The following is a 23,377-nucleotide window of genomic DNA, read 5'->3' on the forward strand; positions in this document are numbered from 1 at the left end:
ATTGTGAATTGCTTAACGCTTGATCAGGTTTGTAAACGGATGGTTTCTATTGCTTTCAGGCTAGTTCAAAATTTAACCTGGTTCATCGCACTCAACAGTTAATCATTACCTTTGTCGGCCTGTAAAAAAGGTGCTTCTGTCAAATTGGCTTTGTTTTAAACTTTGCATTGTATTTGACACAAGGAAGCTTTAATCAAAATAATTGACTTATTAATCTATACATATGTTAGGATTCCTATCGAAACTGTTTGGTGGCAGCAAGAGCGAGAAAGATGTACAAAAGCTTTCGCCTATCGTTGAAAAAATCAACCAGTATTTCCAGCAATATCAAAGCTTAACCAATGATGAACTCCGTAATAAAACACAGGAATTCAGACAGCGCATTAAATCACATCTCCAAAGTATAGATGACGAGATTGCTTCCCTTACAGTTAAAGCTGATGCATTCAGCGAAGATCAGATCCAGGAAAAAGATGCTACTTACCAGGAAATAGATAAACTGCGTAAAGAAAGAGATAAAAAAATTGAAGAGGTTCTTGAAGAAATTCATCCCGAAGCTTTTGCTGTAGTGAAAGAAGCTGCACGCAGGTTTACCAATAATGAAGAGTTGCAGGCAACGGCTACGCAATTAGACAGGGATCTTGTGATCAAACGCCCGCATATGCGTATTGAAGGCGACCAGGTGTTTTATAAAAAATCATGGCTGGCTGGTGGATCGGAAGTAACCTGGAACATGGTGCATTACGATGTTCAGCTGATTGGTGGTAGCGTGTTGCACCAGGGAAAAATTGCAGAGATGGCTACCGGTGAAGGTAAAACGCTGGTATCAACCTTACCTGCTTACTTAAATGCATTACCTGGTGAAGGTGTGCATCTTGTAACGGTGAATGATTACCTCGCTCGTCGTGATAGTGAATGGAACGGAACTCTGTTTGAATTTTTAGGATTAACTGTTGATTGTATTGATAAACATCAACCTAATAGTGAAGACCGTCGCAAGGCATATATGGCCGATATCGTTTACGGAACCAATAATGAATTTGGTTTCGATTACCTCCGTGATAACATGGTGGTGAATACAACTGAGAAAGTACAACGCAAATTGCACTTTGCGATGGTGGATGAGGTGGATAGTATCTTAATTGATGAAGCCCGTACACCATTGATCATTGCAGGACCTGTTGGTACAGGCAGCAATGAGCAGCAGTTCCACAATATGAAACCACGTATTGAAAAACTCGTGGATGCACAAAAACGTTTGGCGCAACAATATTTGAATGAAGCAAAGAAAGCTATTGCAGAAGGTGATGATGATCCAAAGAGTGGTGGTCTTGCATTGATGCGTGCATGGAGAGGTTTGCCGAAGTATGGTCCGTTGATCAAATACTTAAGTGAGCCCGGTATTAAAGTAAAACTGCAGAAAGCAGAAAACTATTACCTCGCCGATCAGCAAAAAGAAATGCCAAAAGTAGATGAAGGTTTGCTGTTTCATATAGATGAGAAAAGCAATTCGGTTGATCTGACAGATAAGGGTTTGAGCATGATCACCAAAGACAATGAAGATCCTAACTTCTTTGTATTGCCCGACATCAGTACTTCTCTTGCAACATTAGATAGAAGTGATCTTAGTGCTGAGGAAAAGTTACGTCAGAAAGAAGCGTTCTTAAATGAATATTCAGCAAAAGCAGATCGTATCCATACCATTCTGCAAATGCTGAAAGCTTACAGCTTGTTTGAAAAAGATGTAGAGTATGTGGTGTTAGATGGACAGGTGAAGATCGTTGATGAACAAACAGGTCGTATTCTTGATGGCCGCCGTTATAGTGATGGTTTACACCAGGCTATTGAAGCGAAAGAAAATGTGCACATCGAAGCGGCAACACAAACGTATGCTACCATCACATTGCAAAACTACTTCCGTATGTATCACAAACTTTGTGGTATGACGGGTACTGCGGAAACTGAAGCAGGGGAGTTCTGGGACATTTACAAATTGGATGTTGTAAAAATCCCTACTAACCTGAATATGGTTCGTGAGGATAAACAGGATCTTGTGTACAAAACCAAGCGTGAGAAATACAAAGCAGTAATCGAAGAAATTGAAACGATTCGTGCAGCCGGTCGTCCCGTACTGGTTGGTACAACTTCGGTTGAGGTGAGTGAATTGCTGAGCAAGATGTTGCAGGTGAAAAAAATTCCACACAATGTATTGAACGCAAAACAACATGCCCGTGAAGCACAGGTTGTTGCTGAAGCTGGTTTACCAAGTGCTGTGACCATTGCAACAAACATGGCCGGTCGTGGTACCGATATTAAACTTGGTGCAGGTGTAAAAGAAGCAGGTGGTTTGGCTATTCTTGGTACAGAACGTCACGACAGCCGTCGTGTCGATCGCCAGTTACGTGGTCGTGCAGGTCGCCAGGGCGATCCTGGTTCTTCTCAATTCTATGTATCGCTTGAAGATGATCTCATGCGTATGTTCGGTAGTGATCGTATTGCCGGCATGATGGATAAACTTGGTTACAAAGAAGGTGAAGTGATCCAGCACAGCATGATCACCAAGTCAATTGAACGTGCACAAAAGAAAGTAGAAGAAAACAACTTCGGTATCCGTAAGCGTTTGCTGGAATATGATGATGTAATGAACAAACAGCGTGGTGCGGTTTACACCCGTCGTAATCATGCATTGAGTGGCGAACGTTTAACGCTTGATACTGATAATGCGTTTTATTCTGTTGCTGATGGATTGATCGCATCGTTCAAAGAGCAAAACGATCATGAAGGATTTAAGATGGCTTGTATCATCAACTTTGGTATCGATACACAGATCACCGCAGAACAACTCGATAAAGCAGACAGCAACACTTTGGCAGAAGCATTATATGTGGAAGCAAAAACAGCTTACCTGCGTAAGAGTGATCTGTTGAAGAAAGATGCATTGCCGGTGTTCCAGAATATTAAAGCAACACAGGGTTCGCATATTGAAAATGTATTTGTGCCGTTCAGCGATGGTAAACGTGGTTTACAGGTGTTAACGCCAATGAACAAAACCATCGAATCACAGGGTGCTGAATTAGTAAGTGCGTTGGAACGTACTGCAACCCTCGCTTTCATTGATGAAGCATGGAAAGAACATCTTCGTGCAATGGATGATCTGCGTACTTCTGTACAAAATGCAACTTACGAACAGAAAGATCCGTTAGTGATCTATAAGGTGGAAGCGTATACATTGTTTGAGCAATTGAACAGTGAGATCAATAAGAATATCGTTTCATTCCTTGCACATGCAGGTTTACCAGTTGAAGAAAATACAGCCGGACAAATTCGTGAAGGCCGTCAACAGAAAACCGATATGAGCAAGATGCGCCAACGCAAAGAAGATATGGTAGCTGCAGGTGGTGGTTCTGAACTGATGGAAACACCGGATTATTATGATCCATCAGAAAATGTAAAACAGGAACCAATTGTTGCCGGACCGAAAATCGGACGTAACGATCCTTGTCCTTGCGGCAGCGGTAAGAAATACAAACAATGTCACGGTAAAGATTTATAAGAGAAAACCTCCTTCGGGAGGTTTTTTTTGCTGATCGCTGTTTCCTTTTTTCTACTCATAAAAAAATACATTTGCGCCATGAACATTGCTTCATATATCGACCATACGATTCTAAAGCCAACAACCCTCATCAGTGATATTGAACAACTCTGCACCGAAGCAACCCTGTATAATTTTGCAGCGGTTTGTGTGCCTCCGCCTTTTACTCGTTTTGCAAAAGGACTGGTTGGCGGTTCAAGTGTAAAGACAGCAACGGTCATTGGTTTTCCATTTGGTTATTCGGCCATTGAAGCAAAGGTGACTGAAACCCTGCTGTCGATCGTTGACGGTGTAGATGAAATTGATATGGTGGCAAATATCTCTGCTATTAAAAACGGCGACTGGAACTTTGTAAAGCATGAAGGGGAAACCATCATCCCCATGGCACATAAAAAAGAAAAGCACATCAAGATCATTATCGAAAGCGGGGTTTTGACCGATGAGGAGATCATTCGTTGTTGTGAGATCTATGCTGAACTTGGCGCAGATTTTGTAAAAACCTCTACCGGTTACGCAGAAAAAGGCGCTACATTGGAAGCCGTGCAACTGATGCGGAAGCATTTACCGTCTAATATAAAAATCAAGGCATCGGGTGGAATACGCAATTACGCTTTTGCCAAACAATTGATTGAAGCAGGAGCCGACAGGTTGGGTTGCAGTGCCAGCGTTGCTATTGTAAAAGAAAGTTTGAACCAGTAATATGAAAAAGATCATTCTGTTTTGTTTTATCATAAGTGTTGTTTCAATCAGCAAGGCACAGACTGTAGTTGATACGATTGGGAGTAACGTATTTGTTGTGAAAGACAGTCGTTTCGATTTGCTCGTAAAAAAGAAGGCTGAGATCAACAAGAAATCAGCCGATTCTAAAAAGCCAAGCAAAGGTTATCGTATCCAGGTGCTCAACACCACCGATCGTAACCAGGCACTGGCTACCAAATCAAGATTATTGACGCTCTATCCTGATCAGAAAACATACCTCATGTACCAGGCACCTTATTTCAAAATTCGCATCGGCAACTTTGTTGAAAAAGCAGAAGCCGATGACCTGAAAAAAGAACTGGCCCGCATGTTTCCTACCGGAGTGTTTGTGATTCCCAGCGATATTGAATACAAAGCGCCTCCTGAAAAGGAAGAAAACATCAAGTTGTAGCACGCCCCTGTCTGACGGAACATATCTTTGTCTACTCACCTGAAAGGTGACTGTAGTACGAATCAAAACAATGATCATCAGTCAGCTTTCAGGTGAACAGTCATCAATAAAGCCTGCAGCGTTGCAGGTTTTTGTATTTTTGCTCCTCTATGTTAAAAGATCAGATACAATCACTGGCCAAACAGTATAAAGAAGAGTTTATTGCAGTTCGTCATCACTTGCATGCAAATCCGGAACTCAGTTACAAAGAATTTGAAACATCAAAATTTGTACAAGCCAAGCTCACAGAGTTGGGTATCCCGTTTACGGTAATGGCTGAAACAGGTGTGGTTGGTTTGATCGAAGGAAAGAATCCATCTTCAAAGATCATTGCTTTGCGTGCCGATATGGATGCATTGCCGATACTGGAAGAAAATGATGTTCCCTATAAATCGAAAGTAGATGGTGTGATGCATGCATGCGGACATGATGTGCACACCACCTGTTTACTCGGCGCAGCAAAAATTCTCAATGAATTAAAAGCAGAGTGGGAGGGAACGGTAAAGCTCATTTTTCAACCCGGTGAAGAAAAAAATCCCGGTGGCGCCAGTATCATGATCAAAGAAGGTGTGTTGGAAAACCCAAAACCGCAATGCATATTTGGATTGCATGTGCATCCGGGTTTGCAATTAGGTCAGTTAAGTTTTCGTGCAGGTAAAGTAATGGCGAGTGCCGATGAATTATATCTAATGGTGAAAGGTAAGGGCGGACATGCCGCTTCACCACATTTATCTGTTGATCCAATCTTGATTGCATCACACCTCGTGGTGAGTCTGCAACAGGTCATCAGCCGCAACCGAAATCCACACAATCCTTCCGTGTTATCGATCACTGCATTTAATGCAGGTACAACCACCAATGTAATTCCCAACGAAGTAAAGTTGATGGGCACTTTCCGTGCAATGGATGAAGCATGGCGTTTTGAAGCACACAATCTTATCCGCCGCAATGCAACACAGTTAGTACAAAGCATGGGTGGCGAACTCGATCTGCATATTGATGTTGGTTATCCTACTGTTTACAACAACGAAGCTCTCAACGAAAAAGCAAAATCAAAAGCAGCTGAATTATTAGGAACATCACATGTAGAAGAAACTGAACTCCGCATGGGTGCAGAAGATTTTGGTTATTACTCACAGGTAATTCCCGGTTGTTTCTTTCGTCTTGGAGTAATGAATAAAGATAAAGGAATCAGCAGCGGTGTACACACCCCAACATTCAATGTTGATGAAGATGCCATTGAAACAGGCATGGCAATGATGGCTTGGTTAGGAAGTACGGTAGAGCCATAATTATTTTATAAGAAGTAGCATTGCGTCTTTGCGTAAAACTATTTTTGCTTCAAGTATTCCTTCGGTATCAACAGATCTTTATTCTCTGTTTGCCAGAACACGGTTAATATCCACCAACGCTTTCCATCGTTGTATAATTGAATGCTGTTAATACCACGCATAAACGGTTCAGCATCTGTTGCTGTTCTTCTTGCTTCATAAGTACTGAAACAATGAGCAATATGTCCATACACTTCCTGTTTACGATTGATTTCTTTTTCAAAAAATCCATTCTTCTCAATTACTGGTCCGCTTTGTGTAATATAATCATCAACGGTTAGTACACGCTTTACTATCTCACCTGTTGGTCGAACAGCAGTAGCAACTAATTTTCCTTCAGGCAAAAACAAACTACGCATACGGTTCCAGTTTCTTGGTTCACCTGCCGGTCCGCTGATAACGTTGTATAATGCAGCAACAATTGCATCAACAGTTTCTACATCTTTTGTTGCAGCAATAACTGTATCGGTTTTTGTTTGTCCATTTGTTGTGCTGATAAAACAAAGGACGATTAAAATCATGAAAAGTTTCTTCATGTCTTTTTTTTTGAAAGATACATTTAGTATTGTTTGCGGTAGTTCCGTTCTTCAAAAATTGCATTACATTTAATCAACATAAAAACACTTAGCTATGCCAATACGTATGACAGATGATCCGCAGGATCAACAGGAACACCAAAGTAATGATGGTGGAGGCGGAGGTTTTCCCGGGGGTGGTGGAGGAAGAGGTGGCGGAGGATTACTCAGCTTATTGCCTCTGTTATTGAGTTTATTTGGCCGTGGTGGAGGCGGAGGAGGTAAAGGAATTATTTTGTTGCTGGTTGTAGCAGCAGGTGCATATTTTTTACTTGGTCGTGGTGGTTGTAATGTGAGTGATATAGCTAACCTTGCAACAGGTGGTTTCTTAGATCCAAAGCAATTTGAGAAGGCAGAGATCTACGAACCGTTGGCTGATGATGATACAAAAAATCCGTTACCTGAATCGGCAAACCTGCAACGTTTTTGTCCAACACCACAAAACCAAGGTTCGCAGGGAAGTTGCGTTGCATGGAGCAGTGCGTTTGCTGCACATACGATATTAGAATCATCACGTACAGGTAAACAGCCAAACGAAGTGGTGTTCTCTCCATCGTTCATGTATAATCAAATTGGTTTGGAAGGTTGCCAGGGTTCATACATCATCCGTGCAATGGAATTTATGACCAAGCGTGGCGATGTGCCTTACGATCAGTTTCCTTATACCGATCAGGATTGCCAACGTCAACCCGATAATAGCTTGCAGCAGCAAGCGGCTCAATATCGAATGCGTGGTTTCAATCGTTTGAGTTTAGGAGATCGTAATGATGCTGTTGATCTGCGTGCCATTAAAGAGAATTTATCGCAGGGCGCACCGGTTGTTATTGGTATGATGGTTGGGCAAAGTTTTATGCAGCCAATGATGGGGCAGGATGTGTGGATTCCCGCAAGTGGCGACAGAAGTATGATGGGCTTTGGTGGTCATGCAATGTGTGTGGTTGGGTATGATGATAAAAAATATGGCGGTTCTTTTTTACTGATGAACAGCTGGGGACAGGAGTGGGGCACCAATGGATTTGCATGGGTGCGATACGGCGATTTTCAAACCTATGTGCGTGAAGCATATGGTGTAAATCCCATGCATGCAGGTAATGAAAATGTGCAGCAGTTTTCCTGTGAAGTGGGATTGGTTAGTGTGCAATACGATGGTAAGAAAACTGTAGCAGGTGATTATATTGCTTTACGAAATATCGGCGGCAATCGTTTTGAAACAACTGCACCTGTTCGCCCCGGTGATAAATTTAAAATGGAGTTGAAGAATACAACTGAATGTTATGTGTATGTTTTCGGTAAAGAAGTGGATGGTACGAGCTATACCTTATTTCCTTATCCAAGAACGGATGATCCCACCAAAACAAAATATTCTCCTTTCTGCGGTATTACCGGTGTGCGTTTATTCCCAAAAGATAAAAGCATGACGCCCGATAGCATTGGTGTTGGTGGCAGAGATGTACTTGCTGTGGTGATAAGTAAAAAAGAATTGGATTGGTATCAATTGAATCAACAGATCAGTGCCGATCCTTCCGGTGATTTTGGCAGCAGGTTGAACCGTGCATTAAGTTCATCACTCATTCGCAATGTGCGTTATTCATCAACAGGTAATGGTACTATGCGTTTTGATGTAACGGGAGACGCCAATAATGTAGTAGCTTGTATTATTGAAGTAACGAAGTAAAACCATTGCACCTTAAGTTCATGAAAGAATCTGCAACCCAGTTTATCAAACAAATCACGCATCCCATTAAAGGGAAGTTATTCCTGTTGCTGAAACTTCCTTCCGCTTTTTTCAGTGGGGTACGAATTCAATCAATTACCGAAGAACGTTGCGTGGTAACGGTGCCGTACAAGTGGTTTTCACAAAATCCATTTCGGTCAACTTATTTTGCCTGTTTGGCAATGGCTGCAGAAATGACAACAGGTGTATTGGGGTTGATGCAGATCACCGGACGAAAACCTGCCGTGTCAATGCTTGTTGTAAATATTGAAGGAAGTTTTTTTAAGAAAGCAACCGATGTTACAAGTTTTGTTTGTGACGATGGGAAGCAGATGGAGCACTTGGTTGATGAAGCTATTGCAACAGGTGAAGCAAAAAGTATGAAGGCAAAATCTATTGGCCGTAACAAAGCTGGTGAGATTGTTGCAGAGTTCTATATTACATGGTCGTTTAAAGTAAAGAGTTAACAAAAAAAGGATTGTTTGAAAATGTATTTGCATTTTCAAATTTTCAAATTGAATCATTTTCAAATTGTCTTTATGAAACTTTCATTTCACGGAGCTGCACGTTGTGTTACAGGCAGCAAACATATACTTACCGTAAACGGTAAACGGTTATTGCTCGATTGTGGTTTGTTTCAAGGCATGGGAAAAGATACAGATGCCCTGAACAGGCATTGGGGTTTTGATCCTGCAGAAATTGATTACATGATTCTCAGTCATGCACATATTGATCACAGCGGATTGATACCAAAGTTGTGTAAAGATGGATACAAAGGTGATATTCATTGTACAGATGCCACGGCATCACTTACAACTGTATTATTGGAAGATAGCGCCGAGATACAGGAAGATGAAGTGAAATATGAGAACAAGCGCCGGGCCGCAACCAATATGCCTTACCTGCAGCCCCTGTACACCATTGAGGATGCAAAGGCGGCACTTGACCGGTTTGTGCAACACGAGTATGGCCAATGGTTTAAAGTATCAGATGGTATTGAAGCCATGTTTACCGATGCAGGACATATCATCGGCAGCGCCTGTGTGCACTTAAAGGTTACAGAAAATGGCAGAACAAAGCGCATCACATTTTCGGGTGATATTGGCCGTTACCGTGATGTGATCTTAAAGTCGCCGCAGGAATTTCCGCAGGCTGATATTATTATCATGGAATCAACGTACGGTAACAGTTTACATGATAATGCAATCTCAACTCCCGACCAGTTATTGCAGTGGATAGAAAAAGCCTGCCTGCAGAAGAAAGGCAAACTCATTGTTCCGGCATTTAGTGTGGGCCGTACGCAAGAGTTGTTATATGATCTTAATCAACTGGAGCTCGAACGCCGTTTACCGGAGCTGGAATATTTTGTTGACAGTCCATTGAGTATGGAAGCAACACAGATCGTTAAAAGTTACCCGGAGTATTTTAATAAACGTATTCAAAAAGTATTGCAAACCGATAATGATCCGTTTGGTTTTAAAGGATTGAAGTTTGTGAAAACAGTTGATGAATCAAAATTATTAAACTTCAAAAGCGGTCCTTACGTAGTCATCAGTGCAAGTGGTATGGCTGATGCGGGACGAGTAAAGCACCACATTAATAATGCAATTGAGAACAGCCGAAACACCATTCTGCTTACAGGTTATTGCGAACCACGTTCTTTAGGTGGTAAACTTCTGGAAGGCCGTAAAGAGGTGAAAATATTTGGTGTTGAGAAGGAAGTGCATGCTGAGATCGGCCAAATACGCAGCATGAGTGCGCATGGCGATTATGAAGATATGAGTCAGTGGCTTGCCTGCCAGGATCCAAAGCTGGTAGAAAAATTATTTATCGTTCACGGTGAGTATGATGTGCAGCATGCGTTTCAGCAACGGTTGATGCGTAAAGGCTTTACAGATGTGATCGTCCCTGAAATGCATTTTGAGATAGGTATATAAAAAAGCCCCGGAGTTATTCCGGGGCACCCGTCAGGAAAAATCCGATGTGGATTTTGGGTATGGGTAAACTTCACTTCACATGTGGATGGTTAGCAACAATTCTGTCTGTACCAAGAGACCAGCTAATATTTTTATAAGAATCCAAATATGGATTTCGGGTAAACCAGTTGTGTTTGAAAAAAGGTGTAGGCGGTTAGCAACTTAGTTTGTCCGTACCAAGAGACCAGCTAATATTTTTTATGTGTTGATTCTTTTATGTTCTTCACGTAAACAGGTTGCAGTTGATTAAAATCAAATGCGGGCAGTTTCAGTTTTGTTGGTTTAAGAATGCCTGCCAATATTTTAAGAATGTATTCCATTTGTAATTTTTAATCTGTGTTTAATAAAAAGTGTAGGCGGTTAGCAACATGTTTAGTCCGTACCAAGAGACCAGTCAATATGTTAGTTATCCAATGTGGATGTTGAGTAATGGGTAAAAGGTTAGCAACAGTGTTTGCCAGGTCAGCAACATATAGTCTATACCGGAACCGTTTATTGTTTAATGAATTTTGAAGTAGAAGTGTTTACGCCATTATTTACTTTGAGTATGTAATTCCCTCTGTTCAGGTGTTGTACATTTAATTGTTGCACCTGTGCTGCCTGCTTGCTCTGATAACGTTGCACCAGGATGCCGGTACTGTTATAAATTTCATACGTTACCATTTTCTCCTGCCAATTATTGGGGATCATTACACGCACTTCATTAGTTGCAGGGTTTGGGAAAGTGCTGATCTGTACTTTATGTTCTTCTGTTAAACGCACCATTCTTGTTTCAGAATAGGAAGACTTGCCATCTATATCAACCATTTTCAATCGATAGTAGATTGCTTTGTCTGTGCTGTTCTGCAGATTGTCTTTATACTTGAAATTGCTTTCTGTAGAAGTTGTTTCAGGTGCAAACACAATGGCTGCTTCTTTAAAACTTCTTGCATCAACACTCTTCTCAACTACGAAGTGACTGAAGTTATAGTGGTTGGTTGTTGACCAGCTCAACAATGCATTCTTATCTTGAAGGTTAGCCTGGAAGCTAAGTAGTGAAACGGGCAATGTAGAAGGCAGTGTAAAGTTGTTGAAATATAAACTGTATTGTCTTGAGGCATGCGAACCGGTTTCTGAGTTTACACCAAACTTTACTTCAAATGTTGAAATGTTTATCCCGGCAACCTGAAACATTACCTCTGTTGCGCTTGTACTGATGCCGCCAATTTCAACACCGGCAGTATTGTGAGCAATTACCTGGTTGATGTTGTTTTGAAGAGCAATATGCGGAGTTGCATTCATCAAAGCAGATACGCCATCGTTCATATTCAATTCGGCAAATTCCTTCATTTGATTGCTGCCATCAATATCTAGGATCATGGCGTTCATCGTTGGAAATAAAAAGGGCTGTCCGGTTATTGAATGAACAAACTGGAACGTGAATGTTACATAAGATTCATTCTTTCCACCCGATTTGATGAGTGGCTGAAAGCCGCCATCATAACCAAAACCATTCTCGTCCATGTGGAGGATCGTACTGCCGTTTTCAATATGGCTGATCGTAACAAACGCATTTGCAAACGGTGCTACGTTGTCATAACGGTAAACTGCACCTTGCTGCAAATCAGTTCCGCTAACAAGCTGGGGGTTATTAAAATAAATCTGTGAAAAACCTGCCTGGGAGTTTAAAAGCAGGGCTAATACGAGCACAAAGGCTCTTTTTACTGTTGGGTAGAGGTACGTCATTGTTGTTCTTTTTATAGGGTCGGGATCAATACGGGCTAAGGAATCTCACTATTCGTCTTTCGGTAAACTATCAATTCGTCTAAGGGTATCTTCTTATCTGGAACAAAGTTGCACCGAGTTTTTAACATCCGCAATAGTAGAATTACGAAGTAATTTTCGCAAGACTTGGAAATAGTAAAATTCGCAACTAAAAGGCATTGAAAATCAATACTTCATTCAAAAAAACTAAGTTCAGAAAGATTCAAATATTTTTCTGAAGTGGTTAAAATTCTACTCATTCAAACCCAAAATGCCGGTGTTAACCGGCAATTTCACGTCGTAAAAACAAAAATGGGGAGGTAAATATGCGGTTGAATTTTCAGTTGATGCAGTAAAATTGCAGGTTGTTTTTATGAGTTGACCTGGTACATGGTAAACCAGTTTAGTGAAGTTGATGTTGATGACAAGCCATTGCGGGAAACAAAAAACCCCGCAAAAAGCGGGGCTTGTACCACGTACGGGATTCGAACCCGTGATTCCTCCGTGAAAGGGAGGCGTCTTAACCCCTTGACCAACGCGGCGTTTATTTTTGGGAGTGCAAAGATAGGTTTGGGCTTATTACCTCCCAAACAATTTTCAAGAATTTATTCAAAACAAGGATACAAATCAGGAAAATGATGCAAAGCGCTTTTAATCAACCTGTATTTCACTGATAAGAATTATCTGTACACGAGCTAAAAACTAACAGGCTTTAATGGTTAATCTCGTTAACTTCGCAGCGCATTTTTAACTACTAAACTATATTTCTCATGAGCACAGTAAAAGTTGCGATTAATGGTTTCGGACGTATCGGCAGGTTGGTTTATCGTCAAATCTATAAAATGGAAGGAATTGATGTGGTGGCGATCAATGATCTTACTTCTCCAAAAGTTTTGGGTCACTTATTAAAGTACGACACAGCGCAGGGCCGTTTTGATGCTGAAGTAAAGAGTACCGATAATTCGATCATTGTTAATGGCGACGAGATCAAGATCTATGCTCAGAAAGACCCGGCACAAATTCCCTGGGGATTACATAATGTAGACGTTGTGCTTGAGTGTACAGGTTTCTTTGCTGATAAAGCAAAAGCTGAAGGTCATATTGCTGCAGGCGCCAAGAAAGTGGTGATCAGTGCACCGGCAACAGGCGATCTTAAAACAATTGTATTTAATGTTAACCATAATATTCTCGATGGCAGCGAAACAGTGATCAGCTGCGCAAGCTGTACAACAAACTGTTTGGCTCCAATGGCACAGGTGCTTGAAGAGAAATACGGAATTGTGAATGGTTTAATGACAACTGTACATGCTTACACAAACGATCAGAACACACAGGATGCTCCTCATCCAAAAGGTGATCTGCGTCGTGCACGTGCAGCGGCCCAGAACATTGTTCCTAACAGCACAGGTGCTGCAAAAGCAATTGGCCTGGTATTGCCGAGTTTAAAAGGTAAGCTCGATGGCAGCGCACAACGTGTACCAACTCTCACCGGTTCATTAACTGAGGTAACTGCTTTATTGGGCAAGAAAGTAACTGTTGAAGAAGTGAATGCTGCCATGAAAGCCGCATCAAACGAAAGCTTCGGTTATACAGAAGATGAAATTGTGAGCAGCGATATTATTGGTATCAGCTTCGGTTCTTTGTTTGATGCAACGCAAACAAGAGTTCAGAACGTAGGCGATTCTCAATTGGTGCGTGTGGTTAGCTGGTACGATAACGAAATGAGTTATGTAAGCCAGTTGGTGCGTACACTTCACTATTTTGCTAAACTTATCAAGTAAGATTTTTGTGAATACAAAACTGTTAAAGGGATATTTCGTTTGGAGTATCCCTTTTTTATTCCTTGCCTGCAACAGCGGTCCCGGCACTGCAAAGTTGCTGCCTCCTGATCCTAAGAACAGTGAGTGGTATGTGCAAAAAGAAAAAGATGAAGATGACAGTGGCAACAAACTTGGTTTGTATGCACTTCGTTTTTATCCCGATGGTAACTACACTCTTTGCGCAGATCTGTTGTTTGAACAGGGTAAGTGGGCATTTGATGCACAGAAAAAACTATTGGTGCTCGATCCTGAAAATGGCGATACTGCAATTAAAGAGCGCTACCTCATTGATCAATCACTGCCAAAAGGTAAAGCGCAATTCAGTTTTTACAGTGCGTACCCGACTGATAAAGCCAATCCTGATGAATTGGTGAAAGTGTTGGCCGTAACAAACGTTTCAACAAATGATCCTTTTAAAAAGGAAATGCACGGCTGGCGGACCAGGCCAACTCAACAGGAAAATGATGTACAGTTAAAACAACGTGTTGTTGCTTACCTGCAATTTCTGTTGGCATTTTATCAGCATGCAAAAGATAATAACCTGGAAAATCCGGGAGGTACCTGGTACCCGCAGCCCATTAAATTCTACAGCAATAAAGTGAGTATGGCTTACGAGAATGAACTGGGCGATTGGTACACTTGTTTTTTCAGCAAAGAAGATGCAGTGAAAGGTTATCAACTCATCAGCGGTGCATTGATGAAAACAAAGATCGAAGGAGAAGATGATGTGAGCCGTAACATTCATTGCGTTGAACAACTATTGGCAGCAGTGCAGAAATAATCATGAACTGAATTGTTTTTCTGCAGCAGACTGTAACTTCGTTTTACACGTAAACTATTGAACAAAACCATAGCATTATGAGCAAATTTTCAAACCATAATTTCAGCGGAGAAAAAGCATTGATCCGTGTTGATTTCAATGTGCCGCTTGATAAACAAACACAGGCAATTACTGATGATACAAGAATGACAGCAGCTATCCCAACCATCAAAAAAATATTGAATGATGGCGGTAGCGTTATTTTAATGAGTCATCTCGGTCGCCCGAAAGATGGTCCCGAAGAAAAGTCATCACTCAAACATCTCATTCCACATCTTGCAGAATTACTTGGTGGTAACACAACTGTTTTATTTGCCAATGATTGCATTGGTGAACAGGCATTCCTCACTGCAGGTATGATGAAACCGGGTGAAGTGTTGTTGCTGGAGAATCTTCGTTTTTATAAAGAAGAAGAAAAGGGTGATGCTGCCTTTGCAGAAAAACTCAGCAAGCTGGGTGATGTGTATGTGAATGATGCCTTCGGCACAGCTCACCGTGCACACGCTTCAACAGCTGTGATCGCACAATTTTTTCCATCAGAAAAAAGAATGTTCGGTTTATTGATGGAAGGTGAAGTGGCTGCCGGTGAAAAAGTATTGTTGCAGGCTGAGAAACCTTTCACTGCGATTATCGGCGGTGCCAAGGTGAGCGATAAAATTCTCATCATCGAAAACTTACTGGAACGTGCAACCGATATTATCATTGGTGGCGGTATGGCATACACCTTCATGAAAGCAATGGGCGGTACCATCGGTAATTCGTTGTGCGAAGAAGACCGTTTGGATACAGCTAAAGAAATTCTTGCAAAAGCAGAAGCAAAAGGAGTGTCTATTCATTTGCCGAGTGATTCGGTGATTGCCGACAAGTTTGCAGCCGATGCCAATACTTCAACTGCACCAAGCAATCATATCCCTGAAGGCTGGATGGGTTTGGATATTGGAGTAAATGCCTGTGAACAGTTCAGGAATGTATTGCTGCATTCAAAAACCATTTTATGGAACGGCCCGATGGGTGTGTTTGAAATGGCAAAATTCCAGCACGGAACCAAAACTGTTGCGCAAGCCGTGGCTGATGCGACCGGTAAAGGTGCTTTCTCTTTAGTGGGAGGAGGTGACAGTGTTGCGGCTGTGAACGATTTTGGATTTACTGATAGGGTGAGCTATATCTCAACCGGTGGTGGTGCTATGCTTGAGTTTTTTGAAGGAAAAACATTGCCCGGCATTGCGGCGATCAAAGAATAACCATCTATATAGATACAAAAGAACGTCAGGGTGTCAGCTTTTAAAGCTCGGCACCCTTTGTGTTATACCAAATAGGTTTGTAAATAAGCCCGGAATTTTCCGGTGTAATGCCGACAGACATTTTTGTTTTTCAAATTCGATCAAACTAAATATGATGTCTCGTCGGTATTATGTAAAAATCATCTTGACAAGTAAAATGTTTCGATTAAATTTAATGTGAAATGCATTGTCAGTCCCGCCGGTATTTTATCTGCTATCTGTAACAAACAGAAAAAGTAACACACTAATTATTCAATTAAAACAAAAAACATAAAACATGAAACCCGGACGCATCATTACCATTGTTGTAGCTGTTCTTTTAGCCTTTGTTCTTTTTAGAGGTTGCAGCGGTTATAATGGCCTGGTAAAGCAGGATGAAGTTGTAAAAGAAAAATGGAATAACGTACAGAGCGATTATCAGCGTCGAGCTGATCTTATTCCAAATCTTGTAAACACTGTAAAAGGTGAAGCTAATTTTGAGCAACAAACTCTTATCAACGTAATTGAAGCCCGTTCAAAAGCAACAAGCGTAAAAGTTGATCCTTCAAATATTACTCCTGAAAAGCTGGCTGAGTTTCAGCAGGCGCAAAGTGGTGTAAGCAGTGCCTTGAGCCGTTTATTGGCCGTGGTGGAAAATTATCCCAACCTCAAAGCCAATGAAGGTTTCCGCAACCTGCAAACACAATTGGAAGGAACGGAAAACAGGATCAAGGTTGCACGTAATGATTTCAACGCTGCGGTGAAAGACTATAACACACAGGTACGTTCGTTCCCGATGAACTTATTTGCAGGTATGTTTGGCTTTAAACCAAAAGAAGGTTTTGCAGCAGAACCAGGCAGCGATAAAGCACCTGAAGTAAAATTCTGATAAACAACTGATGGGTATTTTTTCCTTCCTCACTAAACAGAAAGACTGGTTTACACCGGCCGAGCATGAAGCGATTGTAAATGCAATCCGTGCATCGGAGAAGCGTACATCAGGTGAGATACGTGTGTTCATTGAAAGCCGTTGCAGTTATGTTGATCCGGTTGATCGTGCAGTGGAAGTTTTCTTTGGTTTGAAAATGGAACAAACAGAAGACCGCAACGGTGTGTTGCTGTACATTGCCATGAAAGATCATCAGCTGGCGGTGTTTGGCGATAAAGGCATTCACGAAAAAGTGGGCACCGCTTTCTGGAACAATGAAGTGAGGCAGATGCTTTCTTCATTCAGTAAACAGAATTATGCGGAAGGAATTGTAAAGATCATTACCGATATAGGTGAAGCATTGGTTGCACATTTCCCTTACGAAAACGAAGACAGGAACGAATTACCCGACGACATCGTTTTTGGACGATGATAAGACACATGAAACGGATTCAATTAACCATACTTTCTTTTTTATTCCTTGTGCTGGCTCTTGCAGGTCATGCACAGGGAATTGAAAAGTATATTCCGCCTGTTCCAAACCCGGCCCGGCTGGTGAATGATTACCTGGATAAACTTACCCCCGAACAGGAAGAAGCGCTTGAACGCAAGCTTGTTGCTTACGACGACAGCACATCAAACCAGATTGTAATTGTAACCATCGGCGATATTGGCGATTATGATATTGGTGATTTTGCGGTTGCCCTTGGCCGTAAGTGGGGTGTGGGTGGTAAAGAATTCAACAATGGTTTGATCATTGTAGTGCTGGAAGATAAAGAACGTGGTAAACGAAAAGTATGGATCGCTACAGGCTACGGTCTTGAAGGAGCCATACCTGATATAACAACAAAGAAGATCATTGAAGCTGATATTGTTCCCAATTTTAAAGCCAATGATATTTATCGTGGATTAGATGAAGGTACCAGCGACCTTATGCGTGCAGCAGCAGGAGAATACAAAGCACCGGCCGGTTACAGTGACCGCAAAAAAGGTAAAGGTGGCGGCAGTATTCCCGTGGCAATGATCATTTTTATCGTGATCATGATCATTATTTCCAACATTAATAAACGAGGTGGCGGAGGTATGATGAGCCGCAGAGGTTACCGCCGCTGGGATAATAGCGTTCCCCCTATCTGGTTCCCCGGTGGTGGCGGAGGCGGCTGGGGCGGCGGCAGCAGCAGCGGAGGTGGAGGATTTGGTGGCTTTGGCGGAGGTAGTTTTGGTGGCGGCGGAGCCGGAGGTGACTGGTAGAAATTTATAATAAGGAAAGGTTCGCTTAGGCGAACCTTTTTTTGCAGATTAAGTTACAGCTGTTTACTCTTTTACATATCCTTTTACATAATCAACAAGAAATGATTTAGGATAAGGCGGATCATTTGCAGGATCATGTTGCGTTGAAACTTCATAGATACCCAACATCAGTTGCATGGGATAATCAGGAGCCTGGTTTAACTCCCGAACAAGTTGATGATCGATAAAGAAACGGGTGCTTTCTTTTTTCCACTCCACAGCATACACGTGAAAGTCCCGAACATCTATTGGAAACAATTCTTCATAAAATGCTTCTTTGAGTTTTGGATCATTGAATTGATGAATACCATAACCAATGATTGCTTCATCAGCAAACACATTCCAGCCTTTCACTTCAACTACACAAATTTCTGCGGAGCGTTCAGGTTTGTCTTCATACCCAATCATCCAAAGCGACACAACATTGTTGGAGGATTGAATTGCTTTTGCCCTGATCTCTACGTAGCCATACTGCGGCGTATAAAGCTGAACAGGTTCCTGTTCTTCCCTTACTCTGCAGGCTTTGTTAAAGACGCCATGTTGCCCAAGGGTTGAACCCAACGGTCCCGCATACACGCCTGTTTGGATGGATGAACATTTTACGTCGCCATTAAACTCAGGACACCAGGGTTGTTGATCTTGTGTGATCTGCAGCGCAAGCTGACTGTCTTTTATAAAATAATTGGGTGTTGCTTTTATGCGTGAACTCCATTGTGGCAAATAAAAAGGAACCCAATTTTGCAGGTTTAATTTGTGATGGTTAAAATCATCCTCAAAAACGAGTTTGTATCCGTCTTTCTTAACCGGATTTACATTAAAGCCGGAATCATTTTTCGTCACAGTAGTTGAGTTTAACAGTTCATCGAATGATTTAAAAATACAAACCTTTAAAAAAATACTTGTAAACACAATGCGTTCATCACAGTTACCTCTGATGACAAGGCAATGAAAGCTTTGCTAATATTACAGAACCAACCGGCCATTCATGCCGATTTTGTCAATTTTTGCCGTAAAAGTGTATATAGAGCTGCTTTTAAAGCATCAGTGATGTGTAATGATGGCTCGGGGTAACAGGCACTTTAAGCCCACCTTTCCCCCTATTAAAAGCGCTCAAACTACCACTCACACCCAGCCCAAACAAAAAGGCGGTTCGTACGAACCGCCTTTTCTTACTGATCACTGATCACTGTTCACTCATCACTTCATCTTACTCTTTATATAATCGATCTGTTCCTGCAGGGCATTCACATCTTCCCCTGCTTTCTTCAAAGTTTCTTTTTTACCGATGATGGTTTTGAGGAAATTCTCAAACACCGGACCTAAACCGTATTGCTCAGGAATAGCATCCCGGAACTTTACAATTTCATCAATACCACGTTTTACTTTTTCTGTGTTCTTGATGGTGCCCAGCATGTTGGCATAAGTGGCTGTTAAATTGAATTTCGCTTGTGATAAGCCCATACTGCTGTAGGCTTTGGTGATTTCATCAAAAGAATTTTCATCACCACTTTTGATCAATGTATTTGCCACTGCTTCAAGCAGGTTGCCTTTCATGGGCTGTTTTGATAAACGTTTGGCTTCAGTTAATGCAGCAGGCGGATCAAGTTTCTCCAATGCTGTTAATGCAGCAGCACTCAAGGTGTAAGATGAATCATTCACCAAAGAAGTAAACAATGTTTTGTAAGCCGGCTTCTTTAAGTTACCTAAGAATGTAATTGCCGCACTGCGTACAATACGACTTGCATCTTTCTTTGCAATCGTTTCGAGAGAAGTTTCTGTGGCATCAACAATGGCTGTTTTCTTAGCATCCAGTTTGCCAATGGCAAAATTGCGCAGACCACTGTATTTGTCATTGATCGCTTCTTTCATAAAGGCAACAGCTTTTGCATCGTCTTGTTTCTTCGAAATAAAATCGATCGCTTCTCTTCTGTCTAAATACAATCCTGCATACTTATACTGGTGAATGTATTCTTCCAGTGTCTTGTTTTCTTTCTTTACAGCCAGCAACACTTTGTCGCCATCAAAATTTACAAGATCAGGTTTGGCTGATACAGCAAAGGAGAACGTATCAACCGCATTTTTTACCCACACCTGCTCACGGGTTTTATTGCTGCCATTGTAAATGTCAATTGCAACAGGGAGTTGAAACAGTTTGTCTTTCTGTGTTTGTTTTACAATCACATTTACTTTCTTTCTACTCTCGTCGTAATTGTAAGTGATATCCAATACCGGGTGACCTGCACCAAAATACCACTGGTTAAAGAACCAGTTCAGATCCTTACCGGTTATTTCTTCAAAAGCAATACGTAATTGATGTGCTTCAGCTGATTTGTATTTGTTTGTACTTAAATAAAGATTCAGTGATTTAAAGAAAGCACTGTCACCAACGTAGTTACGGAGCATGTGCAGAATGCGGCCTCCTTTACTGTAACTCACCGCATCAAACATGTCTTCTTTATCACGGTAATAATAACGTACAAGATGTTTGCTCTCGCTGCCACTGCCTAAATATCCCTGCATAGCATTGTAATGTGTGGCATCTGCTTTGTCTTTGCTGAATTTGTATTCGTCCCACAGGTATTCGCTGTAATCAGCAAATGATTCATTGAGTGTAAGATTACTCCAGCTTTCAGACGTAACATAATCACCAAACCAATGATGAAACAGTTCATGCGCAATCGTTCCTTCCCATCTGTTGCCATCCACCAGCTCACGTGCATCCTGCTGCGCACTTTCCTGGTGAAGGGTGGCAGTGGTGTTTTCCATCGCACCGCTTACATAATCACGACCAACCATCTGCGCATATTTCACCCAGGGGTAATCAACACCCGTGATCTTTGAGAAATAGGTCATCATCTCTGGTGTATTACCGAAGATTTTCTTAGCAACAGAAGCATATTCTTTATCAACATAATAACTTACTTCTTTCCCTCTCCAGCTTTCTTTCACCACTGCAAAATCACCTGCACCCATAAAGAAGAGATATGGAGAGTTTGGCTGATCCATCTTCCAGTAATCAGTGCGTGTGCCATTGCTGTTTGGTTTTTGGCTCATGAGTTTACCATTACTTAGTGTTACCCATTTCGAAGGCACCGTTAAATAAAAATCCTGTGTGGTTTTCTGATTTGTTTTGTCGATCGTTGGGCACCAAACGCTTGTAGCTTCTGTTTCACCCTGAGTCCAGAACTGCGTTGGTTTATCTTTTTCTTCGCCTTTTGGATTGATAAAGTACAATCCTTTAGCATCAGTAATAGCAGCACTGCCTTCTGTTTTAAAATCGTTTGGTTTTGCTACATAGTTGATGTATACAGTATATGCTTCACCGCCTTTGTAGGTTTTGTCGAGCGTTACTTTTAACAGCAGCCCATCATATTCATGCTTCAGTTTGGTGCGTGCTGTTCCTTTCTGGATAGCCACTTCTTTAATCTCCATTCCTTTTGCATCAAGTATTAATGTATTGCTTGGATAGAAGTAAGGTTTCAAGGTGAGCCATGCGTTTCCTTTTAACTGTGCATTTGGTATATCAAAACTGGCTTCAAGTTTTGTGTTTACAAGTGCATGTGTCTTTTCGGGTGTTGAACGATAGATTTTTTTCCAGCTTGTATCAGCCTGTTGCTGCTCCTGGGCAAATGAAGCATTAATGCTGAGTACCAACAGACCGATGATGAGATTTCTTTTCATGATTTCTTTTAATTGTTTGTTTGGGAGTACCTGTATTCAAATAAGTGTATGACGGCAGGCATTTGTTACAGGTTTCCTGTTTTCTTTGCGTGTAAAGATAAAGTGGCTCGTGATTTGGACAGTAGATTTTGACAAATGGTTTGTGATTCGGATAAACAAAAAAAATTAGCTTTGTTGCTATGCGAACATCAGTGATCAGAAGACTTGCATTAGTTATGATGGTTTCAGCCTTTTTCAGCCTTCAGGCAAAAAGCCAGTTAAATCATTTCATTTATCTCCAGACCGATAATCAGCAACCTTTTTATATCAAGTATAATAACCGGATCATCAGTTCATCTTCTTCCGGCTATCTTATTCTGCCAAAGTTGAAGGATGGGGTGGTGGATTTTGCCGTTGGTTTCCCGAAAAGCGATCAGCAGGAACAACAGTTTCGCTATACAATTGATAAAGCTGACAAAGGGTTTCTCTTGAAAAATTTCAGTGATAAAGGCTGGGGGTTATATGATCTTCAGACTTCATCCATTGTATATGCTGCAGTTAAAACGGCAGAAACGAATAATAATCCAGGCAGCACAGTTGCACCTGCAAATGATCCTTTCAGTAATATGCTGTCGAAAGTAACCCAGGACAGCACCGTGAAAACAGTAACTGTGGTGAAGGAAACAAAACCAGTTATTGTCGACACCCCCAAGCCGGCAAAAGTGGAAGTGGTGGTGACTGCGCCGGTTAAAGATACCATAGCTATGAAACCTGAAGTAAAGCCAGAAAAGACAGTTGAACAGCCTGTTGTAAGCGAACCTGAATGGATTGCTCCGGCTAAATCACTCGTTAAGCAGGTACGTAAATTTGAAAGCAGGGAAGGGGCTGATTTTGTGTTTGAAGTGGGCGAAACCAATGGGTTAAAAGATACAGTCCGCCTGTTTATTGAACGGGATACCACGCTGAACCCAGTTGTAATTCCCTTAGTACCTGATACGCCCAAAGCAGAGATTGTAAAGAAAGATACTGTAGCGGTGGTTGAACAGCCCAAAAAGGAAGAACCTGTAGCGAAGAAAGAGGAAGTGGTTGAAAAGAAAGAACCTGTTACCCCCCCGGTAGTGAATGAGCCGGTCCAAAAAAAGGAAACGACATCATTACCAAACAGCAACTGTAAAGATTTCGCAACGGAGGATGATCTCATAAAACTTCGCCGCCGCATGGCTTCTCAACGAAAAGATGAACAGATGGTTGATGAAGCGAAAAAGGCTTTCCGCACAAAATGTTTTACCACAAGTCAGTTAAGAAATCTGTCGGCATTATTCCTTACAGATGAAGGCCGCTATCGTTTTTTTGATACAGCCTTGCCATTCGTAACAGACTACAGCAACTTTAAGTCTTTGGGTGAAACCATTCAGGACGAGTATTATAAAAAGCGGTTTATTGCTCTTCTCCCTAATCAATAAGCTATGCCACGTTACTT

20 protein-coding genes and 1 tRNA gene (1 of these 21 only partly in view) are annotated in these 23,377 nt (G+C 41.6%); 15 read left to right on the plus strand and 6 right to left on the minus strand.

Translation table 11 applies throughout. The features are described from left to right. Positions 1–223 precede the first annotated feature (223 nt). From secA to VK159_RS06580, 4 genes are all read left to right on the plus strand, one after another. Positions 224–3,553, plus strand: coding sequence for a preprotein translocase subunit SecA (gene secA, locus VK159_RS06565; protein WP_324229337.1), 3,330 nt, complete (start codon positions 224–226; stop codon positions 3,551–3,553). Between the two features lie 78 nt (positions 3,554–3,631). Further along, positions 3,632–4,291: a deoxyribose-phosphate aldolase gene (gene deoC / locus VK159_RS06570; protein WP_324229338.1), complete on the plus strand. Its 660-nt coding sequence runs from the start codon at positions 3,632–3,634 to the stop codon at positions 4,289–4,291. A 1-nt stretch (position 4,292) separates the two neighbouring features. Beyond that, entirely contained in the window at positions 4,293–4,742 is a 450-nt protein-coding gene (locus tag VK159_RS06575; RefSeq protein ID WP_324229339.1) for an SPOR domain-containing protein, read from the plus strand. Between the two features lie 149 nt (positions 4,743–4,891). Further along, positions 4,892–6,073, plus strand: a complete 1,182-nt coding sequence (locus VK159_RS06580) for a M20 family metallopeptidase (protein WP_324229340.1) — start codon at positions 4,892–4,894, stop codon at positions 6,071–6,073. 38 nt (positions 6,074–6,111) lie between these two features. Here the strand turns inward: VK159_RS06580 and VK159_RS06585 are convergent, their stop codons facing one another. Beyond that, positions 6,112–6,648, minus strand: coding sequence for a hypothetical protein (locus VK159_RS06585; protein ID WP_324229341.1), 537 nt, complete (start codon positions 6,646–6,648; stop codon positions 6,112–6,114). Between the two features lie 94 nt (positions 6,649–6,742). On the opposite strand from VK159_RS06585, the gene VK159_RS06590 reads away from it, so the two are divergent. From VK159_RS06590 to VK159_RS06600, 3 genes are all read left to right on the plus strand, one after another. Beyond that, the gene (locus VK159_RS06590; RefSeq protein ID WP_324229342.1) at positions 6,743–8,362 is read left to right on the plus strand and encodes a C1 family peptidase; all 1,620 of its coding nucleotides are present in this window, start codon (positions 6,743–6,745) and stop codon (positions 8,360–8,362) included. 20 nt (positions 8,363–8,382) lie between these two features. Beyond that, positions 8,383–8,868 (plus strand): DUF4442 domain-containing protein, encoded by a 486-nt coding sequence (locus VK159_RS06595; RefSeq protein ID WP_324229343.1) that lies wholly within the window; start codon positions 8,383–8,385, stop codon positions 8,866–8,868. Positions 8,869–8,940: 72 nt separating this feature from the next. Further along, the gene (locus VK159_RS06600; RefSeq protein WP_324229344.1) at positions 8,941–10,338 is read left to right on the plus strand and encodes an MBL fold metallo-hydrolase; all 1,398 of its coding nucleotides are present in this window, start codon (positions 8,941–8,943) and stop codon (positions 10,336–10,338) included. Between the two features lie 227 nt (positions 10,339–10,565). Here VK159_RS06600 and VK159_RS06605 read toward each other — a convergent pair whose 3' ends face one another. The 3 genes from VK159_RS06605 to VK159_RS06615 form a co-directional block, all read right to left on the minus strand. Next, the gene (locus VK159_RS06605) at positions 10,566–10,697 is read right to left on the minus strand and encodes a hypothetical protein (protein WP_324229345.1); all 132 of its coding nucleotides are present in this window, start codon (positions 10,695–10,697) and stop codon (positions 10,566–10,568) included. A gap of 172 nt (positions 10,698–10,869) precedes the next feature. Further along, positions 10,870–12,102 carry a T9SS type A sorting domain-containing protein gene (locus VK159_RS06610; protein WP_324229346.1) on the minus strand — a complete coding sequence of 411 codons (1,233 nt, stop codon included), beginning with the start codon at positions 12,100–12,102 and terminating at the stop codon, positions 10,870–10,872. A gap of 488 nt (positions 12,103–12,590) precedes the next feature. Beyond that, positions 12,591–12,662 (minus strand) — tRNA-Glu (locus VK159_RS06615). 228 nt (positions 12,663–12,890) lie between these two features. Here VK159_RS06615 and gap point away from each other — a divergent pair. From gap to VK159_RS06645, 6 genes are all read left to right on the plus strand, one after another. Further along, a complete protein-coding gene (gene gap / locus VK159_RS06620) occupies positions 12,891–13,901 on the plus strand; it encodes a type I glyceraldehyde-3-phosphate dehydrogenase (RefSeq protein ID WP_324229347.1) in 1,011 nt (336 codons plus the stop codon). A 7-nt stretch (positions 13,902–13,908) separates the two neighbouring features. Then, positions 13,909–14,721 (plus strand): hypothetical protein, encoded by an 813-nt coding sequence (locus VK159_RS06625; RefSeq protein WP_324229348.1) that lies wholly within the window; start codon positions 13,909–13,911, stop codon positions 14,719–14,721. Positions 14,722–14,798: 77 nt separating this feature from the next. Continuing rightward, positions 14,799–16,001, plus strand: a complete 1,203-nt coding sequence (locus tag VK159_RS06630) for a phosphoglycerate kinase (RefSeq protein ID WP_324229349.1) — start codon at positions 14,799–14,801, stop codon at positions 15,999–16,001. A gap of 316 nt (positions 16,002–16,317) precedes the next feature. After that, a complete protein-coding gene (locus VK159_RS06635) occupies positions 16,318–16,908 on the plus strand; it encodes a LemA family protein (RefSeq protein WP_324229350.1) in 591 nt (196 codons plus the stop codon). A gap of 10 nt (positions 16,909–16,918) precedes the next feature. Further along, entirely contained in the window at positions 16,919–17,380 is a 462-nt protein-coding gene (locus tag VK159_RS06640; RefSeq protein ID WP_324229351.1) for a TPM domain-containing protein, read from the plus strand. An 8-nt stretch (positions 17,381–17,388) separates the two neighbouring features. Then, positions 17,389–18,198, plus strand: a complete 810-nt coding sequence (locus VK159_RS06645) for a TPM domain-containing protein (RefSeq protein WP_324229352.1) — start codon at positions 17,389–17,391, stop codon at positions 18,196–18,198. Between the two features lie 63 nt (positions 18,199–18,261). Here VK159_RS06645 and VK159_RS06650 read toward each other — a convergent pair whose 3' ends face one another. After that, the gene (locus tag VK159_RS06650; protein WP_324229353.1) at positions 18,262–19,077 is read right to left on the minus strand and encodes a glycoside hydrolase family 16 protein; all 816 of its coding nucleotides are present in this window, start codon (positions 19,075–19,077) and stop codon (positions 18,262–18,264) included. A 357-nt stretch (positions 19,078–19,434) separates the two neighbouring features. Further along, positions 19,435–21,918 carry a M1 family aminopeptidase gene (locus VK159_RS06655; protein ID WP_324229354.1) on the minus strand — a complete coding sequence of 828 codons (2,484 nt, stop codon included), beginning with the start codon at positions 21,916–21,918 and terminating at the stop codon, positions 19,435–19,437. Positions 21,919–22,097: 179 nt separating this feature from the next. On the opposite strand from VK159_RS06655, the gene VK159_RS06660 reads away from it, so the two are divergent. Together VK159_RS06660 and truA are read left to right on the plus strand one after the other, a co-directional pair. Next, a complete protein-coding gene (locus VK159_RS06660) occupies positions 22,098–23,360 on the plus strand; it encodes a DUF4476 domain-containing protein (protein WP_324229355.1) in 1,263 nt (420 codons plus the stop codon). A 3-nt stretch (positions 23,361–23,363) separates the two neighbouring features. After that, positions 23,364–23,377, plus strand: partial view of a tRNA pseudouridine(38-40) synthase TruA gene (truA, locus tag VK159_RS06665; protein ID WP_324229356.1) — the beginning only. Its footprint extends 736 nt past the window's final position; the window shows 14 of its 750 coding nt (coding positions 1–14); the start codon lies at positions 23,364–23,366; its stop codon lies beyond the right edge, outside the window.

This window comes from Lacibacter sp., assembly GCF_035299325.1.
In the GTDB taxonomy this organism is placed as follows: domain Bacteria; phylum Bacteroidota; class Bacteroidia; order Chitinophagales; family Chitinophagaceae; genus Lacibacter.

What these genes read in the sequence shown, in the direction of transcription:
- secA (WP_324229337.1), top strand. Translation starts at nt 224, where the DNA reads ATGTTAGGATTCCTATCGAAACTGTTTGGTGGCAGCAAGAGCGAGAAA.
- deoC (WP_324229338.1), top strand. Translation starts at nt 3,632, where the DNA reads ATGAACATTGCTTCATATATCGACCATACGATTCTAAAGCCAACAACC.
- VK159_RS06575 (WP_324229339.1), top strand. Translation starts at nt 4,293, where the DNA reads ATGAAAAAGATCATTCTGTTTTGTTTTATCATAAGTGTTGTTTCAATC.
- VK159_RS06580 (WP_324229340.1), top strand. Translation starts at nt 4,892, where the DNA reads ATGTTAAAAGATCAGATACAATCACTGGCCAAACAGTATAAAGAAGAG.
- VK159_RS06585 (WP_324229341.1), bottom strand. Translation starts at nt 6,648, where the DNA reads ATGAAGAAACTTTTCATGATTTTAATCGTCCTTTGTTTTATCAGCACA.
- VK159_RS06590 (WP_324229342.1), top strand. Translation starts at nt 6,743, where the DNA reads ATGCCAATACGTATGACAGATGATCCGCAGGATCAACAGGAACACCAA.
- VK159_RS06595 (WP_324229343.1), top strand. Translation starts at nt 8,383, where the DNA reads ATGAAAGAATCTGCAACCCAGTTTATCAAACAAATCACGCATCCCATT.
- VK159_RS06600 (WP_324229344.1), top strand. Translation starts at nt 8,941, where the DNA reads ATGAAACTTTCATTTCACGGAGCTGCACGTTGTGTTACAGGCAGCAAA.
- VK159_RS06605 (WP_324229345.1), bottom strand. Translation starts at nt 10,697, where the DNA reads ATGGAATACATTCTTAAAATATTGGCAGGCATTCTTAAACCAACAAAA.
- VK159_RS06610 (WP_324229346.1), bottom strand. Translation starts at nt 12,102, where the DNA reads ATGACGTACCTCTACCCAACAGTAAAAAGAGCCTTTGTGCTCGTATTA.
- gap (WP_324229347.1), top strand. Translation starts at nt 12,891, where the DNA reads ATGAGCACAGTAAAAGTTGCGATTAATGGTTTCGGACGTATCGGCAGG.
- VK159_RS06630 (WP_324229349.1), top strand. Translation starts at nt 14,799, where the DNA reads ATGAGCAAATTTTCAAACCATAATTTCAGCGGAGAAAAAGCATTGATC.
- VK159_RS06635 (WP_324229350.1), top strand. Translation starts at nt 16,318, where the DNA reads ATGAAACCCGGACGCATCATTACCATTGTTGTAGCTGTTCTTTTAGCC.
- VK159_RS06640 (WP_324229351.1), top strand. Translation starts at nt 16,919, where the DNA reads ATGGGTATTTTTTCCTTCCTCACTAAACAGAAAGACTGGTTTACACCG.
- VK159_RS06645 (WP_324229352.1), top strand. Translation starts at nt 17,389, where the DNA reads ATGAAACGGATTCAATTAACCATACTTTCTTTTTTATTCCTTGTGCTG.
- VK159_RS06655 (WP_324229354.1), bottom strand. Translation starts at nt 21,918, where the DNA reads ATGAAAAGAAATCTCATCATCGGTCTGTTGGTACTCAGCATTAATGCT.
- VK159_RS06660 (WP_324229355.1), top strand. Translation starts at nt 22,098, where the DNA reads ATGCGAACATCAGTGATCAGAAGACTTGCATTAGTTATGATGGTTTCA.